This window comes from Pseudoalteromonas sp. 20-92 (genome assembly GCF_030847595.1).
In the GTDB taxonomy this organism is placed as follows: domain Bacteria; phylum Pseudomonadota; class Gammaproteobacteria; order Enterobacterales; family Alteromonadaceae; genus Pseudoalteromonas; species Pseudoalteromonas fuliginea.
This window is the reverse complement of the sequence record NZ_JANJGQ010000004.1, coordinates 261,827-277,856: the sequence shown is the minus strand read 5'-3', so window position 1 is coordinate 277,856 and position 16,030 is coordinate 261,827. Positions and strand designations below refer to the sequence as shown.

The 16,030-nt window shown below is 39.4% G+C and carries 13 protein-coding genes; 4 read left to right on the top strand and 9 right to left on the bottom strand.

Features of this window, described 5'->3' with window-relative positions; all coding sequences use genetic code 11:
• Positions 1–60: 60 nt before the first annotated feature.
• The 5 genes from rpoD to rsmD form a co-directional block, all read right to left on the bottom strand.
• A complete protein-coding gene (gene rpoD, locus NRL14_RS06500) occupies positions 61–1,911 on the bottom strand; it encodes an RNA polymerase sigma factor RpoD (protein ID WP_306724260.1) in 1,851 nt (616 codons plus the stop codon).
• 124 nt (positions 1,912–2,035) lie between these two features.
• Complete coding sequence (gene dnaG / locus NRL14_RS06495; RefSeq protein ID WP_306724259.1) at positions 2,036–3,787, bottom strand: DNA primase; 1,752 nt, start codon at positions 3,785–3,787, stop codon at positions 2,036–2,038.
• 242 nt (positions 3,788–4,029) lie between these two features.
• Positions 4,030–4,476, bottom strand: a complete 447-nt coding sequence (locus NRL14_RS06490; protein WP_007376027.1) for a GatB/YqeY domain-containing protein — start codon at positions 4,474–4,476, stop codon at positions 4,030–4,032.
• A gap of 19 nt (positions 4,477–4,495) precedes the next feature.
• A complete protein-coding gene (gene rpsU / locus NRL14_RS06485) occupies positions 4,496–4,711 on the bottom strand; it encodes a 30S ribosomal protein S21 (RefSeq protein WP_002957797.1) in 216 nt (71 codons plus the stop codon).
• A 145-nt stretch (positions 4,712–4,856) separates the two neighbouring features.
• A complete protein-coding gene (gene rsmD, locus NRL14_RS06480) occupies positions 4,857–5,462 on the bottom strand; it encodes a 16S rRNA (guanine(966)-N(2))-methyltransferase RsmD (RefSeq protein ID WP_007376028.1) in 606 nt (201 codons plus the stop codon).
• A 208-nt stretch (positions 5,463–5,670) separates the two neighbouring features.
• Between rsmD and ftsY the strand changes: the two genes are divergently transcribed.
• The 4 genes from ftsY to rpoH all read left to right on the top strand — a co-directional run bounded on the left by ftsY (position 5,671) and on the right by rpoH (position 10,480).
• On the top strand, positions 5,671–7,536 hold the full coding sequence (gene ftsY / locus NRL14_RS06475) for a signal recognition particle-docking protein FtsY (RefSeq protein WP_306724258.1): 1,866 nt from the start codon (positions 5,671–5,673) through the stop codon (positions 7,534–7,536).
• An 85-nt stretch (positions 7,537–7,621) separates the two neighbouring features.
• Positions 7,622–8,299 carry a cell division ATP-binding protein FtsE gene (gene ftsE, locus NRL14_RS06470; protein ID WP_096793829.1) on the top strand — a complete coding sequence of 226 codons (678 nt, stop codon included), beginning with the start codon at positions 7,622–7,624 and terminating at the stop codon, positions 8,297–8,299.
• Complete coding sequence (gene ftsX, locus NRL14_RS06465) at positions 8,296–9,282, top strand: permease-like cell division protein FtsX (protein WP_007376031.1); 987 nt, start codon at positions 8,296–8,298, stop codon at positions 9,280–9,282. Before ftsE ends, ftsX begins: the two co-directional genes overlap by 4 nt.
• Positions 9,283–9,616: 334 nt before the next feature.
• A complete protein-coding gene (gene rpoH, locus NRL14_RS06460) occupies positions 9,617–10,480 on the top strand; it encodes an RNA polymerase sigma factor RpoH (protein ID WP_007376032.1) in 864 nt (287 codons plus the stop codon).
• A gap of 480 nt (positions 10,481–10,960) precedes the next feature.
• Here rpoH and NRL14_RS06455 read toward each other — a convergent pair whose 3' ends face one another.
• The 4 genes from NRL14_RS06455 to gpmM all read right to left on the bottom strand — a co-directional run bounded on the left by NRL14_RS06455 (position 10,961) and on the right by gpmM (position 15,771).
• On the bottom strand, positions 10,961–11,728 hold the full coding sequence (locus NRL14_RS06455) for a divergent polysaccharide deacetylase family protein (protein ID WP_373462520.1): 768 nt from the start codon (positions 11,726–11,728) through the stop codon (positions 10,961–10,963).
• Positions 11,729–11,794: 66 nt separating this feature from the next.
• The gene (locus NRL14_RS06450) at positions 11,795–13,051 is read right to left on the bottom strand and encodes a S41 family peptidase (RefSeq protein WP_306724257.1); all 1,257 of its coding nucleotides are present in this window, start codon (positions 13,049–13,051) and stop codon (positions 11,795–11,797) included.
• Between the two features lie 34 nt (positions 13,052–13,085).
• Entirely contained in the window at positions 13,086–14,225 is a 1,140-nt protein-coding gene (locus NRL14_RS06445; RefSeq protein WP_008136785.1) for a murein hydrolase activator EnvC, read from the bottom strand.
• Between the two features lies 1 nt (position 14,226).
• A complete protein-coding gene (gene gpmM, locus NRL14_RS06440; protein WP_008136787.1) occupies positions 14,227–15,771 on the bottom strand; it encodes a 2,3-bisphosphoglycerate-independent phosphoglycerate mutase in 1,545 nt (514 codons plus the stop codon).
• Positions 15,772–16,030 lie beyond the last annotated feature (259 nt).

The following is a 16,030-nucleotide window of genomic DNA, read 5'->3' as shown; positions in this document are numbered from 1 at the left end:
TCCTTAAAATAGAAAAAAGGCCGCTATAGCGGCCTTTTTAGTTTATATAGTAGCGCTAAATTATTTAGCGTCTAAAAAGCTTTTCAGTAAATCTGAGCGAGAAGGGTGGCGTAATTTACGCAGCGCTTTCGCTTCTATTTGACGAATACGTTCACGTGTTACGTCAAACTGTTTACCTACTTCTTCTAAGGTGTGGTCGGTATTCATATCAATACCAAAACGCATACGTAGTACTTTAGCTTCACGAGCTGTTAGGCCTGCAAGTACATCGTTAGTTGCGCCTCGAAGAGACTCCATTGTTGCCGAATCGATTGGCGAATCAATGGTTGTATCTTCGATAAAGTCACCTAAGTGAGAGTCTTCATCATCACCGATTGGTGTTTCCATTGAAATTGGCTCTTTAGCAATCTTAAGTACCTTACGGATTTTATCCTCAGGCATCATCATGCGTTCTGCTAATTCTTCTGGATTTGGCTCACGACCCATTTCTTGTAACATTTGACGAGAAATACGGTTAAGTTTATTAATCGTTTCAATCATATGTACTGGAATACGGATTGTTCTTGCTTGGTCAGCAATAGAGCGAGTGATTGCTTGACGTATCCACCACGTAGCATAAGTAGAGAACTTATAACCACGGCGATATTCAAATTTATCAACCGCTTTCATCAGACCAATGTTACCTTCTTGAATTAAATCCAAGAATTGTAAGCCACGGTTTGTGTATTTTTTAGCAATTGAGATTACAAGACGTAAGTTAGCTTCAACCATTTCTTTTTTCGCACGGCGTGCTTTCGCTTCACCAATGCTCATTCGACGGTTAATATCTTTAATACGCTCAATGCTTAAACCTGTTGTTTGTTCAATAACAGATAATTTATTAATGCTACGAATGATTTCTGGCTTAACTTCTTCAAGTTTAGCTGAATACTTTTCGTTACCTGAAATTTCTAAATCAACCCAAGAAGCATCAGTTTCGTTGTTAGCAAAGTGCTTAACGAATGTTTTCTTCGGTAATTTAGCAATTTGTACAGCTTGTTTCATGATTAGACGTTCTTGAATACGAACTCTGTCCATCATTTCACGCATGTTATTTACCATGCGGTCAAACTGTTTAGGTATTAATTTAAAGGTTCTGAAAAGCTCGCCAATTTCAAAAATGGCTGCTTGTGATTCAGGATGCGAACGACCTTTAGCTTCAAACGTATCACGTGCTTTGTTGTATAAATCACGTAGATTTTCAAAATGAATGCGAGCTTCTTCAGGATCTGGTCCTGTGTCTATCTCTTCTTCATCTTCATCGTCGCTATCAGCATCGTCTTTGTCGTCTTTATCATCGTCGTCAAGTTGCTTAGCACTTAATTCTGAACCAATATTAGTTGCTGAAATTGGCGCTGTATCTTCATTCGGATCGATAAATCCAACGATGATATCGCTTAAACGCATTTCTTCAGCTTCAAACTTATCCCACTGTTCAAGTAGGTAAGTGATTGCTTCAGGGTACTCTGCAACAGAAATCTGAACTTGGTTAATGCCTTCTTCAATACGTTTAGCGATTACAATTTCGCCTTCACGTGTCAGAAGTTCAACAGTACCCATTTCACGCATGTACATGCGTACCGGATCAGTTGTACGGCCGATTTCTTTTTCTACAGTCGCAAGGGCTGCAGCGGCAGCTTCTGCTGCGTCTTCGTCTGTCGTTGTTTCTTGCATCATTAATTCATCAGCATCAGGCGCATTTTCGCTAACCTTGATACCCATATCATTAATCATGCTTATGATATCTTCTACTTGATCTGAGTCTATAATGTCTTGTGGAAGGTGATCATTTACTTCTGCAAAAGTTAAGTAGCCTTGCTCTTTACCTTTCTGAATCAGAAGTTTTAATTGTGACTGAGGAGTTGGATCCATAGAGATTTTTTCTTCCACTCTGATAAGTTGATACAACAGGCGCCATCATGTAGTTTGCATTTAAGCCAACTAGAATAATGTGACGCAGTGAATAGCACAGTATAACAGCCAAAATTAGATCTGACTAGCTGTTAGTCGCTTTTAACGCTGTCATTAACAAATGACATTCAAGTCTTTCATCGCTATTGAGACCTTGTGTCTTGTCCTTTATTAATAAGGTCTCTAGTCGATAATTTAAACACTGATCTTCAATAAATTTAAAAGTATTTTGAAAAACAGTCTCTAAACGCTCTTCATTTATTTCGTGTTGCCACGTTGCAAGCTTTATTAATGGCTCGTAATCTTCAGTTCCTCTAAAAAATTCGAGTAATTGCGCGGTGGTAACATTCTCTTTTTCTAATGCTTGTTCTTGTAGGCGCAGTAATAATCCAATACCGGCTATGCTCATTTGCGCTAAATCGGGCAAATAAGGAATACTTTTAGCCAATTGTGGGTGCTGAATTAAAATACCAATGGCCTGTCGCATAGGTGTTATTTTAAATTTTCGCTCAATAGAGTGCTGTTGCTTAGGTGTTTTTAAGCGACTATTAAGCTGCTCACGTGTTCGACCAATTAAACGACCGAGTTGTTCAAGAATGTTTTCTTGATAAAACTCACTGGGTATTTTTTCTATTAATGGCAGTGCAGCACTAAGTAATTTTGCCTTGCCAGAATCGAGTGTTAAATCTATTTCTAGGCTTAATTTATTGAATAATACTTTAGTAAAGTCATCGGCTTCACTCAAGCGTTGTTCAAACAGCTCTTTACCTTCTTTTTGTACTAGAGAGTCAGGGTCTTCACCATCGGGTAAAAAAACAAAATTTAAGGCTTTTCCGTCATTCAAATAAGGAAGAGCATTTTCAAGTGCCCGCCACGCTGCATCTCGCCCTGCGCGATCCCCATCGTAACAACAAATAACTTTATCTGTTGTTCTAAAAAGGGTGTGCATGTGTTCGCTCGTAGTTGCAGTACCAAGTGCAGCAACAGCATATTCAATACCTTGTTCAGCAAGCGCCACCACATCCATATAACCTTCAACAATAAGTACATGGTCTAACTTTTTATGAGCTTGTTTTGCCTCATATAAACCATATAACTCAAAACCTTTATGAAAAATTCTGGTTTCTGGAGAGTTTAAATATTTAGGACCTTGGTCGGCTTGCATTACACGCCCACCAAAGGCGATAACACGTCCGCGTTTATCGCGAATAGGAAATATTAAGCGGTCGCGGAAAAAATCAAATTGTCTACCGGGTGTTTTTTCTGAAGCGAGCTTTAGCTCAACTAATTGCTCTTTTTGTTCTTTGTTGCGGCCAAGCTGTAGGCATAAACCATCCCATTCACTTGGAGCGTAACCAATCATAAATTTTTTAACTATTTCACCACTTAAACCTCGGCCCTTAACGTAGTCTATTACAGCCGTTGAATTGCTGTGGTGTTTTAATTGGTGTTGATAAAAGCGTGCTGTGTGGAGCATTAAATCGTAATCAGAGCGCTTTTGTGCTGCGGTGCGTTCTGGTGCTGAACTTGTGCCTTGTTCTCGAGGTACTTCTAAATTAAGCATGCTGGCTATTTCTTCAATAGCATCAACAAACTCGAGCTTTTCGTATTCCATTATAAATGAAATCGCATTCCCGTTAGCGCCACAGCCAAAACAATGATAAAACTGCTTATCTTGAGATACCGTGAACGAAGGGGACTTTTCATTATGAAAAGGGCAGCAAGCTTGATAATCTTTACCTGCTTTTTTTAGACCTACTTTTGAGTCTATCAGGTCGACAATATCGGTTCTGGCAAGTAAATCGTCTATAAAGTTACGTGGGATCTTTCCAGCCATTAGTAAAATGCAGTCCTGAGATAATGATAAAAATAACGAATGTGAAATTTACTTCTTATACTCGCTTGGCGCAGAGTATAACGTGCTTTAACTTACCAAAACGAAAGCTAAATAAACAGAGTAGCTATAAATAATTTTATCTTTAAATAACCACATTGAAGCACTTTTATTAAAGTTAAAAACAAAGAAACCGAGCACAAGGCTCGGTTTACTTCAATCATACTTTAATGTATGTGGGAGTATTAGGCAGTTAATCGTTGCTTAATTAAACCAGAGATCTTGCCCATATCGGCGCGACCCTCAGCCTTGCTTTTGATTATACCCATTACTTTACCCATGTCTTGCATACCTGCTGCATTAGTATCAGCAATAGCCGCGTCAATGAGAGCAATGATTTCTTCTTCACTCAATTGTTGAGGTAAAAAAGTTTCAAGCGCTACTATTTCATTGGCTTCAATATCAGCTAAATCATCACGCCCAGCATCTTTGTACTGAGTGTAAGAGTCACGACGTTGTTTAACAAGCTTCACTATAACGGAGGTAATACCTGCGTCGTCTAGCGTTATTTGCTCGTCAATTTCACGTTGCTTGATTGCAGCAAGTACCATACGAATAGGGTTAAGACGTTGCTTGTCTTTGGCTCTCATCGCATCTTTTTGCGCATCTTTTAGCGTTATTAAAAGGCTCATTTATACAAGACCTAATATATTAGTATAATTTAACGCGACGAGCGTTATCACGAGAAAGTTTTTTCATGTGACGTTTAACTGCAGCAGCTTTTTTACGTTTACGTTCAGCTGTTGGTTTTTCATAGTGCTCGCGACGACGAACTTCTGAAAGGATTCCTGCTTTTTCACATGAACGCTTGAAGCGACGAAGTGCTACGTCAAACGGTTCGTTCTCTCTTACTTTAATTACTGGCATTAAAAATTCACCTACCTAAATTATGAGCGTTGCTCAAGTTGATCAAACATTGATCAAGTGGTTCAAAAATGGTGCGGTATTGTAATCCGAAGCAACACCACATGTAAAGGACAATATTAACAGAAACACATCATGTAAAACAGTATTAATTTGATTGGCGTTGGTACAACCTAGAAAACACTTGGCCAGCTTTTTTTTCTTTAATTAACAGCCAGTTATCTGGTTTTGTGAATGAGTTTAAATCACTTTCAACTTCAACGTAAATTAAAGCTTCTGAGCTGAGCCATTGATTCTTTTCTAAAAAATCGCAGCTAATTTGGGCTAGGTTTTTACGAAAAGGGGGATCAACGAAAACGAGGTCAAAAGGTTCATTTAGGTTTTTTTGTTCTAAAAACGATAATGTATTTATATTTTTTACGTGCGCGTTTTGCAATTTTAAAGTTGTTATATTGTGTTCTAATTGCGTTGCTGCTAATAAATCAAGCTCAATAAAAGTAGCGCTTTTAGCAAAACGAGATAATGCTTCAAACCCTAAACCACCAGAGCCGGCAAAGCAATCAAGTACGTTTGTATCTCGCGTATCTTGCATTAACCAGTTAAATACTGTTTCTTTTATGCGATCGGTGGTTGGACGCAGACCTTGCACATCCTTTACTGGTAGCTTTCTGCCACGAAATTGACCGCTTATAATTCTAATAAAGCCATCACTTGATTTATTAATTACTTTATTTTGCGCCGTTTTATTTCTCATTTAGCTCACTAAAAAATGGTATCTGGGATCTAGCTCAGATAATATTGCAGTAGATTACGTATAGCTTCATTTTTCAACTGCATTAAAAGTGTTACTATTTAGCTCTTAATGTTTTGAACTGTTTTTTTGCTGGCAGATATTGCCGAGCACAATAAAGCTATTTTCAAATTTTAGTTTATCAGATTTTTATAAGTGGTTATTAGCAAGTATGGCAAAAAAAAGTAAATTCCTGTCTTGGTTTGGTTTTGGTAAGTCAGATGAAAAACAAGCAGAGCAAGTAAAAGAAACTAATAACCAACAAGCGTTGGCCGAACAACAAGAAGCTGAGCGTATAGAGCAAGAGCGCGCTGAAACAGAGAAGCACGATACAGAGCAAGCTGAAAAGTTAGCGGTTGAACAAGCAAATGCTGAATTATTGGCAAAAGAACAAGCTGATGCCCATGCAAAACAATTAGAGCTGCAACAGCGTTTAGCCGAACAAGAAATGCAAATGCGCCTTGAGCAAGAGCGAATTGCGGCTGAAAAAGCTGAAGCCGAGCGTTTAGAGCAAGCACGTATTGAGGCTGAAAAAGTTGAAACCGAGCGTTTAGAGCGAGCACGTATTGAGGCTGAAAAAGCTGAAACCGAGCGTTTAGAGCAAGCACGAGTTGCAGCTGAACAAGCTGAAAGCGATCGTCTAGAACAAGCGCGTATTGAGGCTGAAAAAGTTGAAAGCGATCGTTTAGAGCAAGCGCGTATTGAGGCTGAAAAAGCTGAAGACGATCGTTTAGAGCAAGCACGTATTGAGGCTGAAAAAGCTGAAAGCGATCGTTTAGAGCAAGCGCGTATTGAGGCTGAAAAAGTTGAAAACGAGCGTTTAGAGCTAGCGCGTGTTGCAGCTGAAAAAGCTGAAAGCGATCGTTTAGAGCAAGCGCGTGTTGCAGCTGAAAAAGTTGAAACCGAGCGTTTAGAGCAGGCGCGTGTTGTAGCTGAAAAAGTTGAAACCGAGCGTTTAGAGCTGGCGCGTGTTGAGGCTGAAAAAGTTGAAATCGAGCGTTTAGAGCAAGCGCGAGTTGCGGCTGAAAAAGTTGAAAGTGAGCGTTTAGAGCAAGCGAGTATTGAGGCTGAAAAACTTAAAGCGGACAAAGAAGATAAACCCAAAAAAGAAGGTTTTTTTTCTCGCCTTAAAAAAGGCTTATTAAAAACTCGCGTTAATATTGGATCTGGATTTGCGTCTATATTTAGCGGCAAAAAAATTGATGACGATTTATTTGAAGAGCTGGAAACCCAGCTATTAACTGCCGATTTGGGCGTTGATACAACCATGAAGTTAATCGATCGATTAACAGATGGGGCTAATCGTAAACAGTTAAAAGATGGCGATGCACTTTACGAGCTAATGAAACAAGAAATGGCCACTATGCTTAAAACTGCAGAGCAGCCTTTAGTGATACCAACTGATAAAAAACCATTCGTAATACTGATGGTGGGTGTGAATGGTGTAGGTAAAACCACGACTATTGGTAAACTGGCTAAGCAATTTCAAAACGAAGGTAAGTCGGTTATGTTGGCTGCTGGTGATACGTTTAGAGCGGCTGCTGTTGAGCAACTTCAAGTATGGGGTGAGCGCAATAGTATTCCTGTTATTGCACAACACACTGGCGCTGATAGTGCTTCAGTTGTTTTTGACGCATTTCAAGCCGCGAAAGCTCGTAAAGTGGATGTATTAATCGCCGATACAGCTGGGCGCTTGCAAAATAAAGATAATTTAATGCAAGAGCTTGAAAAAATAGCGCGTGTAATGAAAAAAATTGACCCTGATGCGCCGCATGAAGTGATGTTAACGATTGACGCAGGCACAGGGCAAAATGCGATTAGCCAAGTGAATTTGTTTAATCAGTGTGTAGGCTTAACTGGTATTACCCTTTCAAAACTTGATGGAACTGCAAAAGGTGGTGTTATTTTTGCGGTGGCTGATAAGTTTAATATTCCAATTCGTTATATTGGTGTTGGCGAAAGTATCGATGATTTACGTACTTTTAAGAGTGATGACTTTATTGATGCGTTATTTAGCCAAGATGAGGACGACGTTTAATTTACTAAGAGGGAGCTTGCTCCCTTTTTAATTGCGAGGAATACCAATTGCATTCGTGTTTATGATGAGGTTGGCATAATAAAAAATGATAAATTTTCAGCAAGTAAGTAAAACCTACCCAGGAGGGCATCGGGCCCTTGAAAAAGTTAATTTTCATATTAAGCCGGGCGAACTTGCATTTTTAACTGGTCACAGTGGTGCAGGTAAAAGTACGTTATTAAAGTTAATTAGCTTAATGGAGCGCCCATCTGCGGGTAACGTGTTTATCAACGGTGTTGATTTAAATAAGGTTAACTCGCGTCAAATTCCCTATGCCCGTCGTGACATTGGTATTATTTTTCAGAATCATCGCTTATTAGAGCGCCATACTGTATTTGATAATGTGGCATTGCCATTAATTATTGAGGGTACTCATCATAATCAAATTGCAAAGCGGGTTCATGGGGCGCTCGATAAAGTGGGCTTAATTGATAAAGTGAAATGCCACCCGTCTATGCTTTCTGGCGGCGAACAACAGCGCGTAGGTATTGCTCGCGCGATAGTTAACTCGCCACCAATTTTATTGGCCGATGAGCCAACAGGTAACCTTGACCCTGAACTTTCGATGGAAATTTTACGATTATTTGAAGATTTTAATAAACACGGTACAACCGTGCTTATTGCCACTCATGATTTAGGCTTGGTTGCGCGTATGAAATATAGAAGCTTAACTTTAAAAGACGGGCGAATGCTTCAAGACCCCTTAGCGCAGGAGGTTTTATGAGCTTACTATTTAAGGGGCGCCAAAATAAAAACGAAAAGCAAAAAAAATCTATATTAGCTGGCGGTTATTTTTTTATTATTAATATTTTTCGTCAAGGAATACACAGCCTTGGTGAAATGTGGCGTACGCCTTTAGCTTCGATGATGACAATTGCTGTACTAGGTTTGAGTTTAACGCTACCAGCAACACTTTATTTAGTGGTTAAAAATGTTCAACAAGTCAGTAGCGGGTTTGAAGAAGCAAGCGAAATATCTTTGTTTGTAAAAGAGACGATGAGCGAGCAACAAACACAAACTTTGGTGAAACGTTTAGCACTGTATCCCGAAGTTGAGAGTGTGGCATTTATTTCAAAGCAGCAAGCACTTACAGAGTTTAAAAGTGTCTCGGGGTTTGGGCAAGCATTAGAGTACTTAGATAGTAACCCACTTCCTGATGTTGTGTTGGTCACACCAACTAAGCGTGATCGTCAGCCTAATGCAGCTAGAGCTCTTTTAACTAAGCTGGAAGCTGAGCGTGAGGTTGATTTTGGTAAGCTCGATATAGCATGGTTAGAGCGTTTAAATGCATTGTTGAGTTTGTTAAAAGAGAGTGTAATAACGATCACGCTACTGTTACTTACTTCAGTCACGCTTATTATTGGTAATACTATTCGTTTATCTATTATGGATAAAAAAGAAGAAATACAAGTAATGAAATTAGTTGGGGCTACTAATACATTTATTCATGCACCATTTTTATGGACGGGTATTTGGTATGGTGTTATCGGTGGGCTATTTGCCTTCATATCGGTTGCTTTAATGATGTGGTGGCTATCTTCTGCTGTCAGTAGTGTAGCGGGTGTTTACCAAACAAGTTTTTCGTTAATTGGTTTAACATTAAAAGAGTTTGGCCTGTTAGTTTTACTTGCAACAAGCTTGGGCTTTATTGGTTCGTATCTTTCTGTAAATCGATACATTAAAGAAATAGAACCCGATAAAGTATAATTCGAATCTATTAGTCGTTCGATGCTTATGTACCATATAAGTGAACTAACCCTGCTCGGTATGCGTATGCTATCGGGTTGGGTAGTACCTCCTTTATTAAAACTGTCATGTTTGTGTACTATTCTCCTCAAGGTAATAAGTTATAAATGAGGTGCTGCGATGAGGTGAACCTCTTGCATCCCTTTAATTCATCACTTATTCAGCCGCTTATAGTAGACTTAAATAACGCAAAAAAACCTCTTGATTTATGATTAAAAAAAGTTTTAAATTGGGGTTAGCACTCTTGGTTAAAGAGTGCTAAGATGGTTTCAAATGTTTATCACCGAGGTGAAAAATGAGTAAAGATTTATACGCAATGGCACTTACAGTCGGACAACAAAGCGCAAGCATGGACGGTTACCTTCAAGCGGTAAGCACTATTCCTATGCTTAAGGTTGAACAAGAACAAGAGCTTGCTAAAAGGCTTCAGGAAGAAGGCGATCTTAGTGCTGCAAAGCAACTCATTATGTCGCATTTACGCTTTGTAGCACATATTGCTAAAAGCTACTCGGGCTATGGTTTACCACAAGCAGACTTAATCCAAGAGGGCAATATAGGCCTGATGAAAGCGGTAAAGCGTTTCGACCCTACAGTGGGAGTTCGTTTAGTATCGTTTGCAGTTCATTGGATTAAAGCAGAAATTCATGAGTTTGTGCTTAAAAATTGGCGCATAGTTAAAGTTGCGACAACTAAAGCACAACGTAAATTGTTTTTTAATCTTCGCAAAAATAAAAAGCGTTTAGGTTGGTTTAACCAGGCTGAAGTTAGCACGGTTGCGAGCGAGTTAGGTGTGAGTGAAAAGGAAGTTCGTGAAATGGAATCGCGTATGAGCGGCCAAGACATGGGCTTCGACTTGACAGGTGACGACGATGATAACGCACCAACAAGTACTTACTCTCCAGTACAATATTTAACGGATGGTGCAGCTGATCTGGCTGACGACGTTGAACAACAACAGTGGAAAGAGCAGGCGCATACGCGTTTATTTAGCGCACTTAAAACACTTGATGAACGCTCGCAAGATATTGTTAGCGCACGTTGGTTGTCTGATGATAAGGCGACTCTTCAAGAGCTGGCACAAAAGTACAGTGTATCAGCCGAACGTGTTCGTCAGCTTGAAAAAACAGCGATGAAAAAGTTACAAAGCGCTATGAGCTAAACACAGCTCAAGCAGCAAAATTTAAAAAGCCCTGCATGAAAATGCGGGGCTTTTTTGTTTACGGCCGTAAGCTTTCACCTGCCTAGTGCTAAAATTGATAACCGGCTCTACTTTAAATAAGTAACTGAGAATATCTATATATGTTTTTATGGCTGGTAAAATTATAATTAATGTAGTTAACGCGACAGCCCAAGGTTTACTAAACCACCATACTTTTGAAGTTTGAAAATAGTTGGGTGGGGCTTTTAATTTTTCTCTTTCAGAAATCATGATAGGTGAAATCTCTATAACTTCAGCAACAATAAATTTTATTAAATGAAAATTACGTAGCTTGTTAATTGAAGCTTCTGAGTAAAAGCTTTGGCTATGGAGTTTAATTGTTTGTATTTCTTTACCATGATTCAGAAAATAATCAGCAAGGAAAAAAATTAGTTATTTTTCATGTTTGCTATACATATAATTTCCTTATTAAAGTACATATCATCGAGCACTAACCCCTTTACCCTCAGCCTGCGCCAACTGAATGTATTTACGCTCAACCAGCTGCGAAACCGGCACAAGTTCAAAGCCTTGATCTATTAACTGTGGTAACGCTTCACGTAAAAAATCAATAGTTTCAGGATAAGGGTGGGCGATAGCAATGGCAAAATTGTGATCGGTTGCTTGTTGTTTTAATTCATCAAACCTTAACTGCAATTGCTCGGGGGTGATAATGTTGTCTAAAAATACTTGGCGGCTAATATTAGCAACACCTAAAAAGTTTGCCGCATTTTGAGCTTGGCTTAAATCTGTGGTACGACTATCTAAAAAGTATAAATGGCGTTTTTTAAGCACTTCCATTGTCCATTTCATAGCTTGGCTTTGTTGTGTTAGTGCTGAGCCCATATGATTATTAACGCCCTTAACTTGTGGCAGACTAGCTAAGGCAGTGCCTAGAGTTTGCTGGAGCTGCTCTTTACTCATACTTAATGTAAGCGCGCCGGGGCCTAGTTTTTTCCCATTTAGCGCCTGCATGGGTACATGAAGTAATAGCTCTTTATTTGACTGACTCGCTAGCGAAGCAAAAGCTTGCGAATAGGGGGTATGAGGCAAAATTGAATATGACAATTGCCCTGGTAAGGTTAAGAACTCTAAATCTCTTTGATGGTAGCCTATATCGTCAATTACGATTGCTATTTGCTTCGCTTTAACATCAAAAGAGACAAAGCAAGTGACTAATAAAAGCCACGTTATAATGCTTGCGTTAATATTTTTCAAATTTATAATTTTTATTATCTTATTAAGCTCGGTAAGTTGCTCTAAATAAAGCGAATGTTATTGCATACTGAGCAACTGTTTTGCTTTAACTAATTGTAAATCAGCCAAATTACTTGAAAGTAATTGCTGAGTACCTTTAGTCTGTTCGTTTTTTATTATAACGGCTTTATTGTTTTGTGAAAGGTTTGTTTGATTAATCGCCACATCGGGCGTTATTCCTACACCATCAATTGATTTACCTGAAGGCGTAAAGTATTTTGCTGTAGTCAGTTTTAAGGCTGTATTACCGTCACCTAATGGGATGAGAGATTGAACAGAGCCTTTACCGAATGACTGGCTTCCTACAATCTTTGCACGATTATTATCTTTTAAAGCAGCCGCTAAAATTTCAGCTGCTGAAGCCGAGTTTTCATTTATGAGTACCACAATTGGTGCACCTTTTAACACATCACCGTGCTTGGCGTAAAAGGCTTGATTTGCATCAAAAAAACGCCCCTTAGTGGTTACAATAGTGCCGCTTTGTAAAAACAGGTCTGATACTGCCACAGCACTTTTTAAGGTGCCACCAGGATTGTCGCGTAAATCGATGACCAGTCCTTTGAGTGGGTAACCATAGTGACTTTGCATGGCTGCAACTTGTATTGCTACCTCATGTAGTGTGTGATTGGAAAAGCTATTGATAGCTAAATAGCCAGTGCCGGTATCTAAAAGCTGACTGGTTACACTTTCTAAATCTATTTGGGTACGGGTAACATCAAAAGGTATATGGGTTTTATTTGTATTACGTTGCACTGTTAAGTGAATGCTTGCAAACTTACTGTCCCTTATTAAAGCAGCTACTTGGTCAATTGTAAGTGTTGCAATAGTATGGTTATTGATACTAATTATAATATCGTTAGGTAAAATCCCTGCATTTTTGGCCGGAGAGTTATTAACAACATCGATAATAGTCATTTGCTCGTCAATATTTTTAACTTCAATACCAAGGCCTGTGTAACGACCGTTTGTGTTGTCAAATAACGCAGTGAGTTCATGCTCGTCGAGGTATTTAGAATAAGGATCGAGCTTTGAATATAAGCGTTCAAATTGATGATTGTTGTATTTTATATGCATGCTATTTTGTAATTCTAAGTCATCAACATAATAAGCATGAATATTAAATAAAATTTCGTCTATTTGTTGCCTCTTCAATTGTTTTACTGAGCTGGCAGAGGCGCTATTGATAAAGAAAATAAAGACAAGTAAACACAGGCTTAAAATGAAACCTGTGTTTTGTTTTTTTTCGTAGAATGTCGTTGGGGTTTTGTTTTTCATCAGCTGCTCCAGAGCGGTGCAGCGGTTTATTCAATTAAATGCGTCTGCACCATTTTACAGGATTTACTGCGCGTCCTTTGTGGCGTATTTCAAAGTATAGACCAGAACTTGCTTGTCCGCCGCTTTGGCCAACTAAAGCTAAAGTTTCACCTTCTCTAACCATATCGCCAACATCTCTGAGGAGTGTCTGCGCATGGCCGTATAAACTCATAAAGCCTTCACCATGATCAACAACGATCACCCAGCCATAACCTTTTAGCCAATCGGCAAATACAACTTGGCCATTGTGCACGCTATTAACATTCACGCCTTCTTTTGCACCAATTAACACGCCTTTCCAATCAATACCGCCATGCTTACGCTGGCCAAAGGTGTGTTCTAACTTACCTCTGGTCGGCCAATTTAGTTTCCCCTTGCTTTTATTTAGGCCGAGTAATTCGATCTTTTGCGTTTTTTCTTTTTCAAGCTCTTCAATGGTTGTAATTAAAGTTTGTTGGTTTTCTTTAAGGTAATTAATAGAGCTTTTGGTACTTGTGAGCTGAGCTTGTAAGTTTTTAAGATTTGCTTGGCGTTCACTTTGAGCGTTAAGCAAAGCAGTTTGACGCCTTTTTTGCTCGTCATGTAAAGCTATTAACCTTTGTTTTGTTTTAGCCAGCTCTATCTGATTAGAAGCTATTTCCTCTTGAAGGGCTTTTAGGTCTTCAATTTGCTCTATCCTGGCTTTATTTAAGTAATTGTAATAACTGAGAGTGCGCTCAAATTTTGCTGTGTCTTCTTGGTTCAAAATCATTTTAGAGTAGTCATCGCCGCCAGCCATATAGGCACTTTTTAATTGCGCGGCTAAAATGCGCTGAAATAGGGCGTGTTTTTGATCAAGTTGTTCTGCTTTTTGTTGTTGCAGTTTTTGCTGCTGTTGGTTTTTTTTAACCGATTGCTCAGCCATATTAAGCGCTTTAGCATTTTTTGCTATGTTGAGCTCATGACTTTTGAGATTTTTTTGTAGTTTTGCTATTTTTTTTCGTTGTTCATTATATTGCGCTTGATTTTGTTCAAGCGCGTTTTGTACTTCGGATAAATCTTTTTTAGTGCGGTCTTCGTTAGCGACTGCAGGTGCAGCCGCTAACGAAGTAAGTATTAAGCCGCACTTAATTAACCGGTTAATACGTTTATTCATTTTATTTCAACATCATGATAGGCGTACCAGTCATTTCTCTTGGTTGCTCCATACCCATTAAGTGAAGCATTGTTGGGGCTACATCACTTAAGGCTTTACCTTGCATTGGCTCTGCATCGCGACCAACATAAATAAAATGCACCGGTTCGCTAGTGTGGGCGGTATGTGCTTGGCCTGTTTTGAGATCAGCCATTTGCTCAGCATTACCATGGTCAGCTGTTATTAACGCTTCACCACCAAACTCTTCTAGCGCATCAATAACACGTCCAATGCAGCTATCTACAGCTTCACAGGCTTTAACAGCAGCCTCAAATACACCAGAATGACCAACCATATCGCCGTTAGGGTAGTTGCAAATAATAGCATCGTATTTACCGCTTTTTATTGCAGCTACAAGCTTGTCGGTTAACATTTCTGAATTCATTTCTGGTTGTAAATCGTACGTTGCTACTTGCGGCGAAGGAATTAGTTCGCGTGTTTCGCCTTCAAATTCACTTTCGCGCCCGCCACTAAAGAAAAACGTAACGTGTGCGTACTTTTCGGTTTCAGAAATACGTAGTTGAGTTTTACCATTTTTTTCAAACCATTCACCTAAAACATTAACTAAAGGCGTAGGACCAAATGCCACTGGTGCGTTAATGTCGGCTGCGTATTCTGTCATCATTACAAAAGCACTAAGTTCAGGCGTTCTTTTTTTAGTAAACCCATCAAAATCAGGTTCAACAAATGCACGTGTAATTTCGCGGGCTCTATCTGCTCTAAAATTAGCAAATATAATAGTATCGCCATCATTTATTGTTGCTGGTGTCGCGCCTGCAGGGGTAATTGTGGTGGCAGCTACAAATTCGTCGTTTTCGTCGCGCTCATATGCAGCTTCAAGTGCTATTACGCCGTTATCGTAATTAAAATCGCCCTCGGCAAGAGTCATTACGTTATAGGCTTTCTCTACACGATTCCAGCGATTATCTCGGTCCATGGCGTAGTAACGGCCAATTAATGAAGCCAAACGACCGCATTTAAGCTCGCTAAATAATGCTTCAATACGTTCAATAGACGCTTTAGCGCTACGTGGTGGTGTGTCACGGCCATCTAAAAACGCGTGAAAATAGACTTCTTTAGCACCACGTTTAGCAGCAAGTTCAATACTTGCAACGATATGATCTTCGTGGCTGTGCACACCGCCGGGGCTCAATAGGCCCATAATATGAACGGCTTTACCTGCTTTCACAGCTTTATCTATATTTTCAACAAGTGCAGGTGTTGAATCAAATTCGCCATCATTAATGGCTTTGGTGATACGAGTAAAGTCTTGATAAACTACTCGTCCAGCCCCTAAGTTTACATGGCCAACTTCAGAGTTGCCCATTTGCCCATCAGGAAGACCAACATCAAAGCCCGAAGCTGAAATTAATGTATGAGGGCGTGTAGCCCATAAGTTGTCTAGTACTGGCGTGTTTGCCGCCAAAATAGCATTACTTTGCTCATCTTCGCGATACCCCCAACCGTCTAAAATCATTAATACCAGTGGTTTTTTATGTTCTGTCATAGTCACTCCTGAAAGTTAGCACCTGTTTGGCTTTAGCATACCGTGTTTTGTAACTAGGGTCAGCATGCAAAGCCGCATATTAATTTTTTTCACTCTGCTGAAAAACGTAAACACACACTTAGATAAGGTATATATGGGGCGTTTTATGTACTTTTAAACAACGTCTAAACTCGCATTTTAAGTTGGTTTGGGTATACTTGCGTGGCTAAAGTCTAAAATATCTAAAACACTACGTTTTAGGATGTAATTTATAGTGGAA

Bases quoted from the DNA above. Each gene is read 5' to 3' on its own strand.
- NRL14_RS06490 (WP_007376027.1), bottom strand. From the start codon at position 4,476: ATGAGCCTTTTAATAACGCTAAAAGATGCGCAAAAAGATGCGATGAGA.
- ftsX (WP_007376031.1), top strand. From the start codon at position 8,296: ATGAGCTTACTATTTAAGGGGCGCCAAAATAAAAACGAAAAGCAAAAA.
- rpoD (WP_306724260.1), bottom strand. From the start codon at position 1,911: ATGGATCCAACTCCTCAGTCACAATTAAAACTTCTGATTCAGAAAGGT.
- NRL14_RS06445 (WP_008136785.1), bottom strand. From the start codon at position 14,225: ATGAATAAACGTATTAACCGGTTAATTAAGTGCGGCTTAATACTTACT.
- ftsE (WP_096793829.1), top strand. From the start codon at position 7,622: ATGATAAATTTTCAGCAAGTAAGTAAAACCTACCCAGGAGGGCATCGG.
- dnaG (WP_306724259.1), bottom strand. From the start codon at position 3,787: ATGGCTGGAAAGATCCCACGTAACTTTATAGACGATTTACTTGCCAGA.
- rpoH (WP_007376032.1), top strand. From the start codon at position 9,617: ATGAGTAAAGATTTATACGCAATGGCACTTACAGTCGGACAACAAAGC.
- rpsU (WP_002957797.1), bottom strand. From the start codon at position 4,711: ATGCCAGTAATTAAAGTAAGAGAGAACGAACCGTTTGACGTAGCACTT.
- NRL14_RS06450 (WP_306724257.1), bottom strand. From the start codon at position 13,051: ATGAAAAACAAAACCCCAACGACATTCTACGAAAAAAAACAAAACACA.
- gpmM (WP_008136787.1), bottom strand. From the start codon at position 15,771: ATGACAGAACATAAAAAACCACTGGTATTAATGATTTTAGACGGTTGG.
- rsmD (WP_007376028.1), bottom strand. From the start codon at position 5,462: ATGAGAAATAAAACGGCGCAAAATAAAGTAATTAATAAATCAAGTGAT.
- ftsY (WP_306724258.1), top strand. From the start codon at position 5,671: ATGGCAAAAAAAAGTAAATTCCTGTCTTGGTTTGGTTTTGGTAAGTCA.